Raw genomic sequence first — 20632 nt, 5'->3', positions numbered from 1 at the left:
CTGCCAACTCTAGATTTTAATAGTTATCTTACTTTGACAATTTGCTTCGTTTCGTTTGACTTAAGTGCTCCTAGGATTACCTCTAATGATTTCATTCCTTCTTCACCAGTTACCGCAGGCTCTTCATCTAGCAGAATAGCATTTACAAAATGCTCGATGACATGGGTATTGTTTTGACCCCCCGCATCATTTGATTGAATTTTCCCTAGTTCATATTTCACTACTTCGCCATTGCTATATTGAACAATAAGAGAATTTATTGGATCATCTTCTAAGCGAAGGATTGCCTTCTCACCGTAAATAATGGTAGAGTTATCTTCCTTGCTCGTATAAGCCCAGCTGGCGGCAAGTGTACCGATGATGCCGCTTTCTGTTTTCAATACACAAACGGCATTATCATCCACATCAGCAAAATCCTTTGCATTCGTTTCAACAAAGGCACCCACTTCAACCATTTCTTCCCCTAATACATACCGCAATAAATCGGTTTTATGGACACCTAAGTCACCCATAGCCCCGACAAACGCTTTTTCTTTTTCGAAAAACCAGCTTTCTTTTCCGTCAACACTCCAGCCTTCAGGGCCGCCGTGACCAAACGCTGTTCGGAAGCTGTAAATTCTGCCGGCTTCTCCGTTTGCAATCAACTGGCGGGCTTTTTGATGGGACGGAACAAAACGCTGATTATGACCAATCATTAATTTTTTGCCGTTTTTTTCAGCTGCTGCAATCATCGCTTCAGCTTCTTCTTTTGAGGTTGCCATTGGCTTCTCGCAAAGGACATGAAGACCTGCTTCTAAAGCAGCAATGGTGATAGGGGCATGGAGGTAGTTTGGTGTACAAACACTTACCGCGTCCACCTCACCACTTTTCAGCAACTCGTTATAATCTGTATAGGAAAGAACAGCGTATTTTTCGGCTACTTCAATTGCCCGCTCTTGATTGATATCGCAAACGGCTGTAAGCTCTACATTTGGATTTACTTGATATTCTGGTAAATGACGATGCTGGGCAATACTGCCGCAGCCAATTACGCCTACTCTGATCTTTTTCATATTAGTTTCCTCCCTTAATTTCCTCTAGTGGTTTGGCATTTCCGTATACCGGCCGTTCTCGTTTAACTGGCTGCGCCCATTTAACAGCGTTAATGATCACTCGCTGAATTTGTTGATTATGATAGGTAGGATAGGTTTCATGACCTGGTCTGAAATAAAATACTTTTCCGTTTCCGCGCTTGTATGTACATCCGCTGCGGAATACTTCGCCGCCTTCAAACCAGCTAGTGAAAATTAGTTCATCTGGCTGTGGGATATCAAAATGCTCACCGTACATTTCCTCATGCTCTAACTCGATATATTCAGGAATTCCTTCTGTAATTGGATGACTCGGACTCACGACCCAAAGGCGTTCCTTTTCGCCCGCTTCGCGCCATTTTAAATCACAGCTTGTTCCCATTAAGGTCTTAAAAATTTTCGAAAAATGCCCAGAGTGAAGGACGATTAGCCCCATTCCCTCAAGGACACGCTGGCGGACCTTCTCTACGATTTCATCGTTTACTTCACTATGAGCGACATGCCCCCACCAAACTAATACATCTGTGTTATTTAGAACATCATCCGTCAAACCATGTTCGGGCTCATCAAGGGTAGCTGTTCTTGTATCAAACCCTTCAGACTTAAGGAATTCAGCGATGGCTCCATGGATACCTTTAGGATAAATATCCCTTACGACTGGATCTTTTTGTTCATGACGGTTTTCATTCCATACAGTTACGTTCAACATGTTTGGACACTCCTTCTCGTGGTTCACTTTATCTATTATTTTAGAGAATACCAGAATAATTGAAACTGCTTACATTGACAAATAGGGTGAAAAATATTGAACAAAATTATTTACTAGAGACGCGGAAGCTTTGTTTTCAAATAATTGATACTAATTTCAATACTTTCAAGTGGTGTACGCCGGCTCGCATCCTGCTCTACAACCCACCATTGAATATCAACTTGTTCGCCCTTATTAAGCACAGCTTCTAAGTCAACGCCGCCTGTGCCAAGTTCAGCGAAGAATTGTTCTTCATCGGTCGTCATATCTTTCAAGTGAATTAACGGTGTTCGATTTTGATATCGTTCTATCCACTCTGCCGGCTTTTGACCCGCTTTAGTCAGCCAGTACACATCAAGCTCAGCCTTTACCATGTCAGGGTTTGTTTCATCAAAAATCGCTTCAAGTGCCATTCTGCCATCAGATAAGCGCTCAAGTTCAAAATCGTGATTATGATAGCAAAGGGAAATCCCTTCTTGGCGCGTAATCTCACCCGCATGTTCTAAAAACGAAATAAGGGCTATGTAGTCACTTTCACTGCGTCTATCTGGCATTAAATATGGACATACAACATACTTACTTCCTAATATCTTTTGATCTTCAATGACCTGTGCCAGATTGTTTTCTAACTGGTCAAGCGGCACATGACAGGCAGCTGTTTTAAGTCCAAGCTGATCTAATAACTCTTTTATTTCCATCGGAGTTAATCCGTGATAACCAGCAAGCTCAACACCATCAAAGCCAAGTTGTGCGACTTTCTTTAGAGTTCCTGCAAAATCTTTTGCACTTTCTTCCCTTAATGTGAACATTTGTACCGCTACTGGAATTTTTCTCATCCTTACTCCTCCTTTTCTAGAAACCTGCCTTATTTGATTACATCTTAAATTTTATTTCTACTACTAAACATAGATGATATAATTAAAACATCTACTATTCTGCTATCTTTTTCGAAGAGGAAAATTATGACCACAAACATACTTTTTTGCGGCTATTCCTATCATACAAAGGGATATCACTCCCAACATAAATCCGGATATCCTTCCTATCTTTTTCGACTGCAAACAGAAGGGCTATGTGAGGTAGTCGTAAAAGGAACCAATATGGAACTTAAGAAGGGCGATCTCCTTCTAATTAAACCAGGCGATCATTACGAACTACTTGTCAATGAAGGGCAAATTAGCGGAGACTATCACATCGGATGCGAGGGAGCCTGGCTCGACGAATGGTGGAACCGTTCCGCTAAGCCTGCCATTTCCCGTATTGAATTGGATGAAAAACTGCTGCTCCTATGGCGTCAGATTATAATTGAAAAAAGGCGTCCTGGTTCCAATCAGAATGAGGAACTTGCCGACTATCTAGTCCGGGCACTTTGTTTAACGCTTGAACGTGCTGTCAGTGAAACAGTCCCTTCCTTTCATTATCCATATCCAGTTACACGGATGATGAGGTACATTGAGGAGCATGCCACAACCCAGTTTAAAGTCGAGGATGTAGCACGCCATTCAGGACTGAGTGTCTCCCGGTCGGTTCATCTTTTTAAAAGCAGTGTGGGAAAAACCATCATGGAATACACGCAGGAAATCCGCTTATCCGCTGCCCTTGAACGGATGAAGTACACTGCACTAACACTCGAACAAATCGCTGAAGACTGTGGTTTTGGCACCTATCCCTATTTTCATAGAGTGTTTAAAAAGAAGTATGGTGTTGCTCCCGGTATGTACCGCCGGCTTGAATAATATTTTGCAAGGGCTAGAAAACACCAGTTTTCTAGCCCTTTCCATTTCTTATTAACTAACTTAATTCAATTTTGAAGGTACAAGATCAAAGTCTTTAATGACTTGGTTAGTTTCGGCTGATTTAAAAATCGTTTCCATTAATCGCAGGACACGTAAAACTTCCTCGTTTTTCACGATTGGTTCGGCATTCCCTGCCACTACTGAAACAACATTTTCATAAAAGCTTTCCATTGTTTTTTCTACTTTAGGTAAATCAGATGTACTCACAGCTTTTTCAGACGGAGGTGCCATTGTCTTCGTTAAGCCCTGTCCAGCTTTAATCGGTTTAGGGGCTTCTACTTCGCCCAGATTCTGAGTGACAATTTTACCATTAATATCCCAATCGTTAATGACTGCTGTACCTTTGGTTCCTTTTGTATACCAACGCGGAAGTTGAATGAAGTTGGTTGTTCCAACCTCTATCAATGAAGTGATACCGTTTTCAAATGTAATAAACACCTGAAATCCATCATCTACCTCGTCCCCCAAAATATAACTTAAATTAGCAAAGACACTCGTAATCTTGCTATCAACCATAAATAAGAGCTGATCTAATAAATGGACACCCCAGTCAAGAAGCATCCCGCCGCCATATTCTTTCAAGTGACGCCAGTCTCCAGGAATACCATTTGCTCCTTGAACCCGTGATTCGATATGAAAAACATCTCCGATGATCTGTTCGTCGTAAATCTTTTTCATCGTTAGGAAGTCTTCATCCCACCTGCGGTTCTGGTGGACAATAAAGGCACGGTCATTAATTTTTGCCGCTTCCATAATCTCAAGCAACTCTTCACTGTAAATAGTCACCGGCTTTTCACAAATTACATCCTTACCTGCGTTCAAAGCTGCGATGGCAATTTCTTTATGTACATCATTAGGGGTAGCAATTAGAACAAAATCAACAACATCGTCAGACAAAACAGCAGATAAACTTTCATAGACCTTGTAGCCGTCTGCTAAAGAAGCTGTTCTTCTATCCTCAGATATGTCATAGGTTCCAACGACCTCAATGTTTTGGTTGTCTTTTAATAGCTTTGCATGATAGCTCCCCATACCACCATAACCAACAATAACTAAATGATAGTTTTTATTCGTCATCTTATTTTCTCCTTTTTTGCACCTATTCTCCTACAGGCATTTTGGGTATTTTCATAAACTTATAAAAACATTTCTTATTTGATTCCATCTTATTATGAATATGTGAATTAAAACATAGATTATATAGTTAAAAGATGAACTATTTTGCTATTATTCTTTAACTGAACCCGAGGTTAAACCGGATACAATCCTTCGTTGAAAGATTAGCACCATAATAACCAGTGGAACACTTACTACAACTGTAGCGGCTGCAATCTCACCCCATGGAATGGTAAATTGCCCCTGAAACATAGCAATCCCAATCGGTACCGTCTTATACTTATCATCTGTATTGATGGTAAGGGCAAAAAAGAACTCATTCCATGCTGCAATAAAAACAAGGATAGCGGTTGTAAATATTCCTGGTACTGCAAGCGGCATGATGACCTTCCAAAAAGTTTGCATTAAAGTAGCTCCGTCTATTTTTGCCGCTTCTTCAAGATCTAGCGGTATTTTGCGGAAAAAGGTTACTAATATCCAAATAGACAACGGCAGCGTAAAGGTTGAATAAGGAATAATCAATCCTAAATAGGAATTGGTGAGTCCAAGGTTCTTTAAAAAGATATAAATTGGTGTAATGGTTGCGATTTGTGGAAACATCGAGACAGATAGTACAATCCCAAGAATAAAAGTTTTTCCTTTAAATTGAAGCCTCGCAATGGCATAAGCAGCAAATGATGCAACTGTAACGGCATACACAGTTGTAATAGTGGAAACCACCGTACTATTCCATAAATATCTTAAAAACGGATGATCAAAGAAAACGGATTTATAATTTTCCATTGTCGGATGGGAGGTGTAGGGAGTAAATGCCTTGTCCCCGAACAATTCAGTAGCTGGTTTTATTGAACTAATCAGCATCCATAAAAATGGAAACATTACAACAAATACAAACAGTATAAGAAACACATAAAAGAATGGGCTTGCTTTTTTCTGCATGTTAAAATTCCCCCTAAAATGGTGTACTGTCGAATTCCCTTATCTGTCATTTAGTAAATCTCTGCCCAAAAACTTGATATAAATCATTGAAATAATCGCTACGCATATAAATACAATGACAGATAGGGCAGAACCGTCACCAAAATTAGTCTGAGAAAACATCACCTTATAAGCGAGGATAGAAATGGTTTCAGTGGAGTTAGCAGGACCGCCGCCAGTTAGAACGTAAATTAAGTCAAAAACACGAAAAGCGTCAAGTGTTCGAAATAGAAGTGCAACAAGTATGCTTGACTTTAACAAAGGCAATGTAATTTTCATAAATTGCTTCCATTTACTTGCACCATCAATGGAAGCTGCTTCGTAAAGTGAGTCTGGAATGGTTTGAAGCCCGGCCAATAACAGCAAAGACATGTATGGAGTGGTCTTCCAGACATCAGAAAAGATGACTGAAAACATGGCACCGGTGTCAGTTACAAGGAGTTTTTCCATCTTATCCACCAACCCGATATCTGCAAAAATTTTGGCGACAATGCCATTTTGCCCATCATATAAAAACTTCCACATAAGGGCGGAGACCGCGGTCGGAATGGCCCAAGGAATCAGAATGCTCGCCCTAATAATCCCGCGTCCGATGAAAGCCTTATTAATCAAAAGGGCAATCGCTAGTCCAAGAACAAGCTCCACAAGGACAGAGATAATCGTAAATGTAGTAGTATTTCCAATCGCCTTCCACATTCTGCTAGCTGTTAAATTATCTTTGTAATGTTGAAAACCGATAAAATTAGGCTGAATAAGCGCATCTCCATATCCTGCTGCTAAACCCAGGAGTTTCTTTTCTTGAGTGAACTTAACATTGCCGGACAATTTCTTCATTTTATTATTAATAATTTCAGAAGTATTTTCATATTCTTTAGCCATTTTTTTATCAATTTTTGCAATGCTAAGCTCAGAGTTCACCTGTTCAAAATTCATTAACTTATCGTTTACGGAATCATATTTTGTGCTGATCTCAGATCTGCTGCGAATCATCTTATCTATTGATTGCAGTTGATCCTTTATGGGCTGAAGCTCCTCGGCGCCATTCCCACTCTTTATTTCATTATCAATGGTTCCGATTAAAAACGGATAGTTATTCAGATATCGTTCTAGGTCGAGATTATAACTTAAATGGACTTCCGATTTAGTGGGATTGTTTAATCTTAAATCAAACAAACTGAAATAAAAGGATTGCAAAACAGGCCAAATCGCAATGAGGAAGATTAAAATCATAGCAGGCGCCACAAGATAATACCCGGCCGTTTTCTCAGTAAAGAGTTTTTTTCTTTTCTTCTTCGGGGTAATAGAAGTCTTTCTAACCGATGCTTTATAATCATCTGTTTCTACTTTAAGGGCACTATTTTTCACGTTACCCCCTCCTATTTTAGGGATTTAAACGGATTAGCCCCCAAGGAGAAGGCTAATCCTAGCTTTTAAATATTATTTATTAAGGGCTGCCTTCATTTCTTTTTCCATATTTTGAGCCGCTTGTTCAACAGTTTGTTCCCCTGCAATTGCTTTTGAAATATTAATCTGAATAATCTCTGAAATTTCTGGATAATTCGGAGCGACTGGTCGAGAAACTGCTGCACTTAAACCATCTACAAAGCCTTTATCAGCAAAAGTTGGGTTTGCTTTAAGAGTCTCTTGATCTTGGTATAGCTTTGTAATTGTTGGAGCATGTCCACCGTAGATTGCATCAATCTTTTGACCCTCAGCTCCCGCCATGAACTTTAAGAATTCCCAAGCTTCTTTCGGATGCTTGGAATACTTATTGATACCAGCCATCCAACCGCCTAGTGCCGCAGCGGATCCTTTGTCACCTGCTGGAAGTGGAGCTACGCCTACCTGACCTACAATCTTGGACTTCTCTTTGTCATTTGCACTAGCATATTCATATGGCCAGTTACGTAAGAATACCGTTTGTCCTTCAATAAAGGCTTGGTCTGATTCAATCTCAGTAAACGTTGTGACATTACCAGGTACTACATCAGACTTGGCAATTTCAACTAATTTCTTTAAACCTTTGATTGCTTCTGGACTATTAACGGCTACGTTCCCATTTTTATCGATAAACGCTCCGCCATATGAGGCGACAAATTCTACTGCGTTACATACAAGCCCTTCGTACTGTTTCGATTGAAAAACATAACCAAATTTTGTGTTGCCTTGTCCCTTCTTGTCTTTTGCTTTTGCCAATAACTCATCCCATGTTTTTGGAACTTCGTCTTCTTTAACTAAGTCTTTTCGATAGTATAGTAGACCTGCATCAACAAATTTAGGAAGGGCCCATTGTTTCCCGTTAAACTGGGCTGCACCAAGAGCTCCTTGGTTATATTCATTTAAGTCAATTCCATCCTGCTGGATAAAACGGTCAAGTGGAAGCACATAGCCCGCCTGAGCAAATTCCGCAGGCCAAATTACGTCCATATCGATAACATCGATTTCAGAAGACTTTGCATTAAAAGCCGTTATATATGCATCATGCTGCTTTCCGGTATCAGAGGGCATTTCTCGGAACTCAATATCAATATTTGGGTGTGTTGCTTCAAAAGCCTCCACCACTTTTTCCGTTCCCTTAGTTACATCCTTCCCGCGTGCATAGACAATTTTTACTTTTTGCTCAGTTGCTGTTTTTGTTTTGTCGCCAGCTGGCTTTTCCTTTGTGCTGGTTTGATCGGAACTACAGGCAGCAAGTGCCAAGGATAATGTAGCAAATACGGCTAGAAGTTTTGCTTTTTTCGACTTTTTCAACGTTATTCCCCCTATATTGAAATCGATTTCAATTTTGACATAGTTGAATCTCTAATTACCAAATCATAGGGTAATAGAATCTCCTGGTGGTTGACTTCTTTCTTAAAGGCAATGAAATCAATCATTACTTCCATTGCTGTCTTTCCAAGTTCTTCGATTGGTTGTCTAATGGTTGTAAGAGCCGGCTCTACCACCCTGGCAATCGGCTGGTCATCAAAACCAATGATGGCGATATCATCAGGAACATTTTTACCTAACGCCTTGGCTGCCATAATCATTCCGGCTGCCACCTGGTCACTCCCTGTAAAAACGGCTGTAGGTGCTTCTTTCAAATTTATAATCGTTCTTAATACCCTTTTACCGTCTTCGATGTCGAATACATTAGAGAAGATCCAGTCCTCTTGAACCGAAATTCCTGTTTCCACAAGTGCTTTCCTGTACCCGGCCTGTCTATCCTTTGCTAAATTACTTTTATCGCCACAGGTACATGCAATTCTTATATGCCCTTGTTCAATCAAGTGCCGTGTTCCTATGTAGCTCGCCTCAAATTGATCCATACGAATGATTGGCACCTTTGTGTTTCTTTCATATTCATTGCATAAGACCATGGGGCCAAACGCTGAATATGGCTCAATTTTTTTCCACTCGTTTTCATAGGAAGTTAAGATTAAACCATCTACTTGTTTTGTTCTTAATAGCTCTAGAAAATCCATTTCCTTCTGTTTGCTATACCTCGTTTGGCAAATAAGTAACTGAAGATGGTTCTTAGTTGCTACCATATCCATCGCTTCCAGCAAATAGGCGAAAAATGGATTTGTAAGGACTGGAACTAGTATGGCAATGGTGTCTGTTCTTTGGTTCCGGAGCCGCTGAGCAGTTGTATTTGGAACATACTTTAACGACTCCATTGCTTCACGAACTAACCTTTTTTTATCTTCTGTAACATTTGGATGGTTGTTAAGCACCCTTGAAACGGTAGCCCTTGAAAGCCCTGCTCTTTTTGCTACATCGGCAATTGTTGCCAAACAAAATCCCCCCTTTTCCCTCCTTTTAAAAGATATTCTCTCTATTTGTAATCGATTTCAGTAAGCGATTACATTTCTACTTTAATAGATTACCCTTCCAATTTCAATACATATTTCCAGAAAAGTTATAGATTTCAAAAAATATTTTTATGCTTTAAAATCTAGCTAGTAATAAAAGAAAATGACCCCAGTTTGATAACAAACAAACCAGGGTCATTTTCTTTTAATTACCATTCTATTAATTTTGAATAATTCTTCCTGCTACTGATTTAAAAAAATAGGTTGTAAGAGTTCCCTCCATCTGCTTGTTTATTTATTAAAATAAACGGCCTCTCCAGTTTGCGCCGATTTATAGATAGCTTCTAAAATTTCAGTAACTACTAGTGCCTCCTCTGGTTTTACGACCGGCTCGGTATCATTTAAGATACTTTCAATCCACAGTCTTGCTTCTAGTTCGGCTGCACCCTCCGTTTCCCCGTCATAAAAATCAACACCTTTAGCATCTAAATTGATGTGATTCGTATACAACTTGCTGAAATCTTCCCCATTGATGCGAAGGCCATCCCACATATCTGCTCCGCCTTCTGTCCCGCACAGCGTACATTTGGCTTCTCCTGTCTGCAGCATATTAATGGCCCAGCTCGATTCAAGCATGATGGTGGCACCATTTTCCATCGTAATATATCCGAAAGCCGAATCCTCTACTTTAAATTTCTCTGGATCCCACGATCCCCAAGCATTTGCTGCATCTTTCTTCTGCCCAAGCTTATGGAATGTACTTCCTAAAACTGCCTTAGGCTTATAGTTGTTCATCATCCACAAGGTTAAATCGAGCGCGTGCGTTCCAATATCGATTAACGGGCCTCCGCCTTGCTTCTCTTCATCAAGGAATACGCCCCATGTTGGCACCGCACGACGGCGAATCGCATGGGCCTTCGCATAATAAATTTCTCCTAGATCTCCGCGTTCGCATACCTTTTGCAGATATTGACTGTCAGTACGGAAACGGTTTTGGTAACCGATTGTTAATTTCTTCCCAGTCCGCTTGGCTGCCTCTACCATTCTTCTAGCATCTGCTGCTGTTTTGGCCATCGGTTTTTCGCACATTACATGTTTGTCCGCTTCCAATGCCGCGACGGTGATATCGGCATGAGAGTCATTAGGAGTACATACATGGACTACATCGATGGTCTCGTCCTTTAACAGTTCTTGATAATCCACATAGATTGCAGCATCTTCGATTCCATATTTTGAAGCTGCCTCAACAGCACGATCCTCTTCAATATCACAGAAAGCCACCATTTCAATCTGTGAAAGCTTGGCCAAGCTTGGCAAGTGCTTTCCCTTTGCAATTCCACCGCACCCAATGATGGCAACGCGTAATTTTTTTGTCATGTTCTATTCCTCCCCCAATCCTATTTTCATCATCCGTATCTTACTATTTCTATAGAGAAAGCGCTTAAAATCATAAACTTATCTTATATCGTATAAAGATAATAAAACATAGACCATCTAATGAAAACATATACTATTTTGCTATTTTTGTATCAAGCTTACTACGAACACAAAGGAAAAAGCATTCCGTGCGTGAGGCACTGCGAATGCTTTTCTTTTTGAACTTTATCTAATTTCAGATGAAAGGGTCCACTGCTGGCTCTCTAAATCTGGATTCCAATCGTTTAATGTCAAACTGCCCTCTTCTGATATTTCAAGTGCCCTCCCGTTATGAACAGATGTAATGGTTACCGTTCCATTCTCATTTTTTATAAGAATCCAGCGCTGATTGTTATAGCCTAGATAATTATAGAGCTGAATTTTATTTTGCCCCGTATCCAGGTCAAGTGCCCTGCCGCCCTCAGTACGTATCGAATAAGAACCATATTCGTCACCAGTTGGAATTAAAGTCCAATCTGTAGCTTTGTCAGCATCAGTTATTGTCACAGGCTCCCCGTTTTCTGACTTAGCTGTATAAAGCGCTTTGCCTAGTACTTTATTTGTAAAGCTTGTAACAGTTAAATCAGCTGAAGACAGATTGCTTACATTCACATTCTGATAGGAAACTTGACCTCCAAATACATTTAAACCAAAATGACCTTCTGCAAAGGTCCCATCCTGTAAATCCATGACTTTCTGGCCATCCACATAGATCTGGATGTAAGGACCTTTCGCTTCGATTTTCACCTTATATGTCTTTCCTGGTTGAATAAAGGCAGGGACTTTCGCTATGACCATACGGTCCTCAAAGCCACCGTCAATCTTGTAAAATAGACGAAAAGCCTTCATATTCGGATCAAGATTGAGGTAATAACCACTTCTTCCGTCTTCACTTGCCCGGAACAAGATGGAACCTGCCCCTCCTGATTGTCCCAGCACCATATCTGTTTCATACGTAAAGTCTCCCGCTGTTTCCTTGGCCATATAGTTGGCATCACTTGTATACGTACCACGAATTCCATTTTCGGTGATGGTCCAGTGGGAGGAAGACAGATCTGATTTCCATCCAGTCAGATTCGTATAAAATTCACCATCGTACACTCTTACCACAACACTTGCAGAAGCTTTTCCATTTGGTAGATAGGCGGTAATGGTCGCTTCACCTTTGCTTCCTGCTTTAAGCACGGCTTTGGAGTCAGCTGCAGAGGCAACCTTCACTACATTCGGATTACTCGATTTCCACTCAATTGGCTTAGTTCCCTTTCCTTTTCCATTTTTCACTGAAGCAAATAAAGTAAGAGAATCACCAATATTCATCTCTTTTTGATTTGAATCCATGACAATACTGGTACCCTCATCACCGTATGGCCTCCAAGTATTGGATAGCGAATGGACTTTTAAGGATAAAACATTCACCTCTCCACCCTTTGTGTAGAAGTTCATGCTTCGACTTGATGGATCAGGGAAAATGACATCAGAAAAAACTACTTTTCCATCATTAGCAAATACTTCAATCGAAGATTCATCTACAAATATATTCATTTTAATACGTTTATTATTTGGTTTTAAAGGAGCTTCATGTAAAGTAGAAAAAAGGCTGGAGAAATCAGTCTCTCCTGACTCGGCACGATCAACAAATAATTGATTCTCCTCTGTTTTATACCCAACAACCGTTTTTTGGCCAGCTCCTTCACGAACATGAAATCCAAATTCGCTTGTCTTACTGTCAGCAGGGATTTCGACCTCTACTTCTATCTCGAAGGCTCCTGAGTAGATTCCCTTCAATAAGTTGGAAGCATTGGTCGAATTGACTACCTTATTTTGCGCCTGAAATAGAGTACTGCGAATGGACTGCAGCTCTTTAATCGGTGCTTGTGCAAGTCTGATTCCATCAACAGTTTTCAGCAATCTTACTTCTCTTGGAATCGTCAGTTCTCCCTTCCAGCCCGTCGTCGGGAAAGCAAATGGATAATCCCAGTTGGTCATCCACGCCAACATTACACGGCGGTTATCAGGCATATTGGCAAAGGACGTCGACGCATAGAACTCCTTCCCGTAATCCGTTTTCAGTACCGCACCCGCTGGATTATCATTAATAAATTTTCCCTCAGCTGTTAGATTACCAATAAAATACTCCGCATCGGATCCTTGTGTCTTCGGATTGGCTCCTGTACTGATCATCAGAACCCATTTCTTCTCCCCTGTACCGTCTACCGGAAGTTCGAAGAGATCAGGACATTCCCAAACACCACCGCGAACATAATCTCCATAACCAAAATTATCGGTAAGCTTCCAATCTATTAAGTTTATTGAAGTAAAGAAGCGAATGTGGTCTCCTCCAGATACAACCATAATCCACCGATTGTTCGTCTCATCTCGGACCACCTTTGGATCACGGAAATCCCACCCACCTAGATCGTCACCATTCTTACCCGGATTCTCGATAACGATGGGGTGCTCTGTTGAATATTTCCAGGTACGCCCTTGATCGGTACTATAGGCAAGACCGACCCGCTGATTCCCATTAGGTCCATCTGGGTTAAATGAAGTATAGTAGGCAATCAGCCCTTTACCACCAGCATTAGTGAATAAACCGGAGGTATTTGTTACATCTGCTATGGCAGAACCAGACCATACATGTCCGTAATCATTCCATGGTAACGCAATAGGAAGGCGCTTCCAATTTACCAAATCTTTACTAACTGCATGAGCCCAAGTTCCTCCATCCTGATGGAATAAGTGATATTCTCCTTCGTAATAAACGAGTCCATTCGGATCACTTACAGATCCGCGGGCTGGAGTATAATGATAATCTGGCCGATATTTTTCCGTATAATAGCTTGATGCTGGAACAAGATAAGTATCTTGGAAGTATGCAGTCCCTGATACAACGGTAAAACCAGCAAAGCCTGTGCTGTTACTCGTATCCGTCGCATTTACTGCTGCATCCGTATATCCATCAACATAAAGTTCAATTTGATCGCCGTTTGTGATAATTTCAAGATGGTGTATGGTACCTTCTTGAGATTTATAAGTGCGGTCTGATGTTTTAAGTACAGTACCGTCCGCTTTCTCTAATTGAGCTTTGACCGAGTTTCCTTCTTTGATAAGTACCGCTTGATAACCCGTAGTTCCTTGCTCATTTGTACGAAATAAAAGGCCAGCTTCCGCTAGATCTTGGTCAAATGATATATTTCCTTCAAGAACAAAGTCGCTTTCACATCTTTTAAAGATTTGCTTGGCTTTCACCCCGTCAATGGCCATTCCCTTTAGACCTTTAATGGCTGGTTCCCAGCTTCCTTCCTTATATTGATAGGAGCCTAGATTGGTAGATAGTTTGCTAGCGTTTACATTTTGAAATATGGCTGATCCATCCCATACGTTGAGACCAAGTAATCCCTTCTTATATAGATTGTTATGAACATCAATGACAGGAGCATAATGATCCCCCCAATAAACTTGGAGATGATCACCAACCGCCTTTACCTTCAGGTGATAGATCCCCCCTTCTTGCAGGTTCACTTGGTGTTCAACTTTTAATCTCGACTCATCACGAGCATCACGAAGACGAATAATTCCCGCGTTTGGCACGATTTGCAGCATGTACGAGTCCCAGCCATCTTCATTTGATCGGAACACTAATGTGGCGTCTGCGTTCCTGTCGATGATTTTTACATCAGCTTCATAAATAAAATCTTCAGTTGTAACACCCGATATCGCCATGACATTTTCTTTAGGTTCTGAAGTGAGCAAAAGTCCCTGTTCTGTGTCTTCTAATGTGCCTTTCCCTTTCACTTGCCAGTCTGTTAGATTTGTATTTGCTTTGGTTGTGTTTTCATTAATAGTTGAACCCTCCCCGCTTTCTGTCGATTCAGTTGCCATGCCTGTCGTAGGATGAGTAAAAATCGTTCCCATTGCAGCCGTGATAAGCACGATTGACAAAAATACAAAAGCCCATTTTTTCAAAGTCGATTTCATCCATTGCCCTCTCTTCCAATTACACTAATTACTAGATTCATATCTTTATTAGAGCTCGATTATAAATTTACTTCTTCAGATTCCATCTCATCAAAAACTGTATCTTCATACTTGTGCTTTTTACCATTTAGGATGTCTTTAACTTTGACTGGCTGGCCAATTGTTGCGGATTCTAGTGCAGCAAATACAATGCCTAATGCTTCTAGGCCTCTTTGAGCACCAGAAATAGGTGTCTTATTTTTAATAATTGCATCCCATAATTCCACATATGAATGGGCAAATGGATGTGTAACAATATCCGATGCATATCTTTCTATTAATTCTGGTATCAAAATTCTTCTTCCATCATCAAGTGCTACATGCTGTCCAGGACGAAGACATCCTTTATTCCCATAAATCCATACACCCCCGGTTCTTTCACCATGAGCCGATGTGGCACACATCCAATGTCCAAGTCCCCCATTATTAAATTTAAACACAGTAACCGCAGTATCTTCTCCAGTAGGTTTAATTGTCACCTCTCCATTACTTAATTCTTTTTCAAAAATTTCTGTATAGGCAAAAACCTCATCAATCGCACCATTAATTTCAGTGAAGAAGTGTGTTCGATGTACACCATGGTCATTAATCCAGCCAGCCCCAGCCTTACCCTTCATATGCCTCCACGGAGTACCAGCGAAAAATCCTCGATTTAAAGAAACTGTCGCATAATCCATAATTAAAGAAACAGAACCAATTATTCCATCTTTTACAGCATTCACCATCGCAACATTTGCTGCACCTAACACACTTGGTTCTGAAACTGTTAGAATACGATTATACTTTTTGGCATCAGAAATCATTTTCTGACCAAAAGACGGGGAAATGGCTAACGGCTTTTGCATTTGCACATTTACCCCTGCAGCAAAGCAATCTTCCGCTACTGAATGATGCAGATCATGATTGACCAAAACAGAAACGGCATTTAATTGTTCTTTTTCTAACATCACACGATAATCAGAATATACAGCTGGCCGTTTACCTAACCTTTTTTCTACCTCTATAGAAAAATTTTCAGCTCTTTCAACCTGAATGTCACATACTGCTGACAATTCAAATGTTTCCAGTCCTTTGCTCTTTAACTCCGCTAATCCTTCAACATGCTCAATTGAAATAACTCCACAGCCAATAAAGCCTAATTGCATGAAATGCCCTCCTATAAAGTGTTTTATACTCAATTAATGGATGAAAAAGGGCAGGTTCACTCAGGTTGAAATCTGCCCTTACTCAAATAATTCATTTAATTTGAAATAACAATTAACTTCAGCAGTTCAGAAAAAACAAAACTGGATGTAGTCATTAAAAAATTGAAGCCAATTGAACGATGACTAACGAGGCTAATTTAACCTTCTTATTTGTAGTATATAATTCAATCCCTGTACTTTTAGGATCAGGGAAGATTAAATCTGTGATCACCACTTGGCCATTGTTCGCAAAAATCTCAACAGATGAACTGTCTACTAAAATGTGCAGTTTAATTCGATTATTCTCCGCCTTTAACGAGGCTCCATGTAAACATGGGAAATATTCGTTAAACTCAGTAACTCCTGAGTTAATCCGATTAATAAATAGGAATTCATTTACAGCATCATATCCTATAATGGTTTCCTCAGAATCAGATTTTCGGATTTTGATACCAAATTCTGTTGCCGACTCAAGTTCAAATTCAGCTATAATTTCTGACTGTTCTCCAGAAACGTCAAGTGATACATGTTTCCCTGGTTCAATGAAGAGCTGATTCCATGACCGTTTTTCCCGTCTGATTTTTTCAAGCTCAGCCACTGGAGTTTGAATAAGTCTAACGCCATCAGAAGTTTCTTTTAATGTTAACTCCCTAGGAAGGGTTACGGCACTTCTCCACCCGACGGTTGGTGTTTCATTTGCATATTTCCAATTACTCATCCAGCCAATAAAGATCCGCCGTCCATCTTCATGCGAGATATCAGACCAAGTTACACCGGCATAATTATCTCGTCCATAATCCAGCCAAAGAACTGTGTCATCCGAATTCTCGTTTGTAAACGATATACCATCAAACTGACCTATAAAGTACTGCGTTCTTGATCCTTCAATATAAGCGGAGTCGTTGCCAATACTAACGATCATTACCCACTTGCTGGTATTTTCAACTCCGACAACTGGTAATTTGAAGATGTCAGGACACTCCCATACACCAGCATGGGACCCGGATTGGGAACCGAACTCGCTTGCAAACTCCCAAGACTTTAGATTGTGTGAAGCATAGAACCGAACATGGTTCCCTGCAGCAAGAATCATAATCCACTTATGGGTCTCCTCATGCCAAAATACTTTTGGATCACGGAAATCAGTGATTGATTCATCAGCTAAGACGGGATTTCCTTCATATTTAATCCAAGTACGTCCACGATCTGTACTATAGGCAAGACTCTGCCTTTGTCTTGGACGGTCTGAATTCGGGTATTGATCCGCATGTGTAAAAATGGCTACAAGTCCAGATGCACCTTTAAAAAAACCTGTTGAATCATTCCAATCGACCACCACACTGCCAGAAAATATGTCTCCATGCTCGTCAGGTGCCAAAGCGATTGGATGGTGATCCCAATGAATTAAATCTTTGCTTACAGCATGCCCCCAATGCATAGGCCCCCATGTCGTACCGTAAGGATGGTGCTGATAAAACAAATGGTACTCCCCGGCATAATAAACCATTCCATTTGGATCATTCATCCAGTTCGATTCGGGTGAAAAATGATACTGTGGACGAAACTTTTCTTTCATATCAACGTTGATCATAATGATTCCATTCCCCTTTTAATTAATACTTGGCTGTCTCTTAATGCGCTAATTTCTTCTATTAAGGGCATTGCCGGGATTGCCCCTTTTTTTGTTGTTGCTAAGGCTCCTACGGCATTCGCAAATAATACTATTTGTTTTACATCATTTAAAGTCAATTCAGAGAGCGAACGATTATACTCAAGAATTTGATAAAGAACGCCTGCTAAAAAGGCATCTCCTGCACCCGTTGTATCATTTGACACTACCTCATAGCCGCTGCATTTCCCCACTTTTTCTCCTAAACGGTAGAAGCAGCCTTCTCCTCCCATGGTAACGAAGATTAATTCAGTATGAAATTGGTCATAGATATAGGCCGTACCCTTATCAGGATCTTTCGTGCCTGAAATAAAATCTAGCTCTTCTTCAGATATTTTTAAGACATTGGCATATCCTAAACCAATAGTAAACATCTCCTTTGCGCGGCTCAAATTCCCCCAAAGATTAACTCTTAAATTTGGGTCAAATGAGATGAGGAGGCCCTTTTCCTTCGCATACTTAATCGCCATTAAAGTGGCAGATGCAGCAGGTTCATGTGTCATGGAGATCGTTCCGAAATGGAAGATACGCGTATGATCTAATAACTCTAGATTGACTTCTTGCTCCTTTAACATCATATCTGCCCCAGGATTACGATAAAAACTGAAAGACCGATCCCCTTGTTCATCTAAATGTACAAAAGCTAGTGTTGTATTTATCTCATTCGAGAACACAAGGCCCTTCGTGTTGATGTCATTCTTACCTAATACAGAATGTAAATAATGACCAAACTGATCATTACCTACCTTACCAATAAACGCTGTTTTCTTTCCTAACTTAGCTAGTGCTGCAAGAACGTATGCTGGGGCTCCTCCTGGATTCCTTTCAAACTGAACTTCACCACTTTCTGATTTCCCTGCTGGCGTAAAGTCTATCAATACTTCACCCAATGCCGTTACATCGAACATGTCTACTCACCTAACTTTATGAAAAATAAGCCGAACAGAAACGAAATTCTGTTTCGGCTTGGATGGTCATTCCTTAATTTAATAGTCTACTAACTTATTCCCCGCCATTATACTTATCTAATGCCTTTTGTTTAATGTCTAATAGTTTTGGAAGGCCGTTTTTGTCCAATTGTTTTAAATAGTCGTCCCATTGTTTTTCAATACCGCCTTTTAAAATCCATTCCGCTTTCTTTCTTTCTACATATGGTTTTACCACTGTCTCCAGTTGTGTTAATTGATCTTGATCGTCTTTATCTAAGAAAATTGGTGGATAATTATAGGTTGCTTTCATAGAAGGAACATATATTTTATGCAGGATATCAAGTCTCCAAGCAGCATCATCTGGCATGGTCGTTACCGTTCCATAGTAGTTATCTAAAACTGCCAAAGGCCCATCAACATTTGTTTTTTGCCTTAAATCCCAAGGTGAAGTGGAACCAAGCGGTAAATGTTTTAGAGAACCATTGCTGGTAAGTTCAAAGATATTTTGTTGCTTCTTATCTCCATAAGTACCCCAGTTATTTTGTACAGATTGAATTGGTTCATAAGCCTTATCAATCCATTTTGCTGTTAATTCAAGATTCTTGTTTGCACTTGTTACGACCATTCGGCCCCTATCAAAACCATATCCATTGGTCCTTGTTACATTGATCTGCCCATCTGGTCCTTTTAATGGAGGAAGTGGAACATAATCTTCATTATTACCAGAAATATTGGCTCTGTCCCACGTAAAGTATAAGCCGTAGCGGCCGTTCTTCCCTTTGGCCACATACGTATTCCAATCTTGCGTAAAGGCCTCCTTATCGATTAAACCTTTTTGTTGCAGCTGGTGAAGCCATTCAATTCCCTTTTTATATCCCTCTTGGTTTGCTGTATACATGACTTTCTTATCTTCTGATACTACATAATGATCATAGTTATCGCCTGACCCGAAGGCACCTAAGAGCATAGCTGGATCTTCACCGCCATGGTTGATCATGAACGACATCGGAATGATATCATTTTTTCCCTCTGGCTTCTTTTCTTTAAACGCAATCAAAACCTTTTCTAACTCATCAGTAGTTGTCGGCATTTTTAAACCTAACTCATCTAACCATTTCTTATTAATCCAAGGTATGTCATCTAACGCTTGAATCGCTTCTTTCCCATTGCCAAGTTCCTCGATCCATGGGAAGGAATAGATATGCCCATCCGAAGCAGTAATTAATTTTTTGTATTCCGGGCGAGTATCTAAAACTTTCTTGAAATTTGGCATATATTTATCAATTAGTGTTTCTACAGGGACAATAACTCCTTGTTTCGCGTATCTCAGGATATCATTATCACTTAAGCCAGCATGAAAAACGGCATCCGGCAGGTCGCCGCTAGCAAGCTCCAAGTTTCTTTTATCTCCAAATTGTTCCCAAGGGTAATTCGTCCAATCGATATGAACATTTGTATCCTTTTCTACTCTTTTCCAAATTAATTTATCATTTGGATCCTTTGGCGCAATTGGTGAACTTTGTGTTAAAAATTTTAATGTCACCTTTTTATCTAATGGAAAATTGATATTTTTCAGTTCATACTTTGGTGATGAATTGGCCCCATCTGCCTCTTTTTTCGAACTGGCCGAATTCGAACAACCTGAAGCTAGTAAACTTGTAACAAGTGCAGCCGTTACTAAAAAACTCATTTTTTTCTTTTTCTTCATAATCCCTTCACCCCATTTATTAGTTTGGCTGTGTTAATGGTTATTGTTGATTTTCAGCGTTGATTGGAGCGGAAGGCGGCGAAGACTCCTGCGGGAGTACGGGGCAGGGGAGACCCCACAGGCGCTAAAGCGCCGAGGAGGCTCCCCGGCACGCCCGCGGAAAGCGAAGCCGCCTGGAGCGGAAATCAACATTCAAGATTAACAGAG

15 protein-coding genes are annotated in these 20632 nt (G+C 40.4%); 1 reads left to right on the top strand and 14 read right to left on the bottom strand.

The window, feature by feature from the left end:
- Positions 1 to 23: 23 nt before the first annotated feature.
- The 3 genes from M3226_RS21045 to M3226_RS21035 form a co-directional block, all read right to left on the bottom strand.
- Positions 24 to 1052, bottom strand: coding sequence for a Gfo/Idh/MocA family protein (locus M3226_RS21045; RefSeq protein WP_251570337.1), 1029 nt, complete (start codon positions 1050 to 1052; stop codon positions 24 to 26).
- A gap of 1 nt (position 1053) precedes the next feature.
- Positions 1054 to 1779, bottom strand: coding sequence for a ThuA domain-containing protein (locus M3226_RS21040; protein WP_251570336.1), 726 nt, complete (start codon positions 1777 to 1779; stop codon positions 1054 to 1056).
- Positions 1780 to 1892: 113 nt separating this feature from the next.
- Positions 1893 to 2654 carry a sugar phosphate isomerase/epimerase family protein gene (locus M3226_RS21035; RefSeq protein ID WP_251570334.1) on the bottom strand — a complete coding sequence of 254 codons (762 nt, stop codon included), beginning with the start codon at positions 2652 to 2654 and terminating at the stop codon, positions 1893 to 1895.
- A 126-nt stretch (positions 2655 to 2780) separates the two neighbouring features.
- Here M3226_RS21035 and M3226_RS21030 point away from each other — a divergent pair, with 126 nt between their 5' ends.
- A complete protein-coding gene (locus M3226_RS21030) occupies positions 2781 to 3554 on the top strand; it encodes an AraC family transcriptional regulator (protein WP_251570332.1) in 774 nt (257 codons plus the stop codon).
- A 60-nt stretch (positions 3555 to 3614) separates the two neighbouring features.
- On the opposite strand, the gene M3226_RS21025 is transcribed toward M3226_RS21030, so the two are convergent.
- The 11 genes from M3226_RS21025 to M3226_RS20975 form a co-directional block, all read right to left on the bottom strand.
- Positions 3615 to 4691, bottom strand: a complete 1077-nt coding sequence (locus M3226_RS21025; protein WP_251570328.1) for a Gfo/Idh/MocA family protein — start codon at positions 4689 to 4691, stop codon at positions 3615 to 3617.
- A gap of 150 nt (positions 4692 to 4841) precedes the next feature.
- On the bottom strand, positions 4842 to 5669 hold the full coding sequence (locus M3226_RS21020) for a carbohydrate ABC transporter permease (protein WP_251570327.1): 828 nt from the start codon (positions 5667 to 5669) through the stop codon (positions 4842 to 4844).
- Positions 5670 to 5708: 39 nt separating this feature from the next.
- On the bottom strand, positions 5709 to 6938 hold the full coding sequence (locus M3226_RS21015; protein WP_251570446.1) for an ABC transporter permease subunit: 1230 nt from the start codon (positions 6936 to 6938) through the stop codon (positions 5709 to 5711).
- Between the two features lie 207 nt (positions 6939 to 7145).
- On the bottom strand, positions 7146 to 8459 hold the full coding sequence (locus M3226_RS21010; protein ID WP_285857933.1) for an ABC transporter substrate-binding protein: 1314 nt from the start codon (positions 8457 to 8459) through the stop codon (positions 7146 to 7148).
- A gap of 11 nt (positions 8460 to 8470) precedes the next feature.
- Entirely contained in the window at positions 8471 to 9484 is a 1014-nt protein-coding gene (locus M3226_RS21005) for a LacI family DNA-binding transcriptional regulator (protein WP_251570326.1), read from the bottom strand.
- Between the two features lie 309 nt (positions 9485 to 9793).
- Positions 9794 to 10879 (bottom strand): Gfo/Idh/MocA family protein, encoded by a 1086-nt coding sequence (locus M3226_RS21000; RefSeq protein ID WP_251570324.1) that lies wholly within the window; start codon positions 10877 to 10879, stop codon positions 9794 to 9796.
- 225 nt (positions 10880 to 11104) lie between these two features.
- Positions 11105 to 14896 carry a GH32 C-terminal domain-containing protein gene (locus M3226_RS20995; RefSeq protein WP_251570323.1) on the bottom strand — a complete coding sequence of 1264 codons (3792 nt, stop codon included), beginning with the start codon at positions 14894 to 14896 and terminating at the stop codon, positions 11105 to 11107.
- Between the two features lie 59 nt (positions 14897 to 14955).
- Complete coding sequence (locus M3226_RS20990; protein WP_251570317.1) at positions 14956 to 16080, bottom strand: Gfo/Idh/MocA family protein; 1125 nt, start codon at positions 16078 to 16080, stop codon at positions 14956 to 14958.
- 154 nt (positions 16081 to 16234) lie between these two features.
- Positions 16235 to 17710, bottom strand: a complete 1476-nt coding sequence (locus M3226_RS20985; protein ID WP_251570314.1) for a glycoside hydrolase family 32 protein — start codon at positions 17708 to 17710, stop codon at positions 16235 to 16237.
- Positions 17707 to 18696 (bottom strand): carbohydrate kinase family protein, encoded by a 990-nt coding sequence (locus M3226_RS20980; protein ID WP_251570313.1) that lies wholly within the window; start codon positions 18694 to 18696, stop codon positions 17707 to 17709. Before M3226_RS20980 ends, M3226_RS20985 begins: the two co-directional genes overlap by 4 nt.
- A gap of 94 nt (positions 18697 to 18790) precedes the next feature.
- Positions 18791 to 20425: an ABC transporter substrate-binding protein gene (locus M3226_RS20975; protein WP_251570311.1), complete on the bottom strand. Its 1635-nt coding sequence runs from the start codon at positions 20423 to 20425 to the stop codon at positions 18791 to 18793.
- Positions 20426 to 20632 lie beyond the last annotated feature (207 nt).

The organism is Neobacillus cucumis, from assembly GCF_023715505.1.
Note: the sequence above shows the minus strand (reverse complement) of the source record. Positions and strands in the feature narration are given on the sequence as shown.

Coding starts and splice junctions, on each gene's coding strand:
- M3226_RS21045 (WP_251570337.1), bottom strand. CDS start 1,052: ATGAAAAAGATCAGAGTAGGCGTAATTGGCTGCGGCAGTATTGCCCAG.
- M3226_RS21040 (WP_251570336.1), bottom strand. CDS start 1,779: ATGTTGAACGTAACTGTATGGAATGAAAACCGTCATGAACAAAAAGAT.
- M3226_RS21035 (WP_251570334.1), bottom strand. CDS start 2,654: ATGAGAAAAATTCCAGTAGCGGTACAAATGTTCACATTAAGGGAAGAA.
- M3226_RS21030 (WP_251570332.1), top strand. CDS start 2,781: ATGACCACAAACATACTTTTTTGCGGCTATTCCTATCATACAAAGGGA.
- M3226_RS21025 (WP_251570328.1), bottom strand. CDS start 4,691: ATGACGAATAAAAACTATCATTTAGTTATTGTTGGTTATGGTGGTATG.
- M3226_RS21020 (WP_251570327.1), bottom strand. CDS start 5,669: ATGCAGAAAAAAGCAAGCCCATTCTTTTATGTGTTTCTTATACTGTTT.
- M3226_RS21015 (WP_251570446.1), bottom strand. CDS start 6,938: ATGATTTTAATCTTCCTCATTGCGATTTGGCCTGTTTTGCAATCCTTT.
- M3226_RS21000 (WP_251570324.1), bottom strand. CDS start 10,879: ATGACAAAAAAATTACGCGTTGCCATCATTGGGTGCGGTGGAATTGCA.
- M3226_RS20995 (WP_251570323.1), bottom strand. CDS start 14,896: ATGAAATCGACTTTGAAAAAATGGGCTTTTGTATTTTTGTCAATCGTG.
- M3226_RS20990 (WP_251570317.1), bottom strand. CDS start 16,080: ATGCAATTAGGCTTTATTGGCTGTGGAGTTATTTCAATTGAGCATGTT.
- M3226_RS20985 (WP_251570314.1), bottom strand. CDS start 17,710: ATGATCAACGTTGATATGAAAGAAAAGTTTCGTCCACAGTATCATTTT.
- M3226_RS20980 (WP_251570313.1), bottom strand. CDS start 18,696: ATGTTCGATGTAACGGCATTGGGTGAAGTATTGATAGACTTTACGCCA.
- M3226_RS20975 (WP_251570311.1), bottom strand. CDS start 20,425: ATGAAGAAAAAGAAAAAAATGAGTTTTTTAGTAACGGCTGCACTTGTT.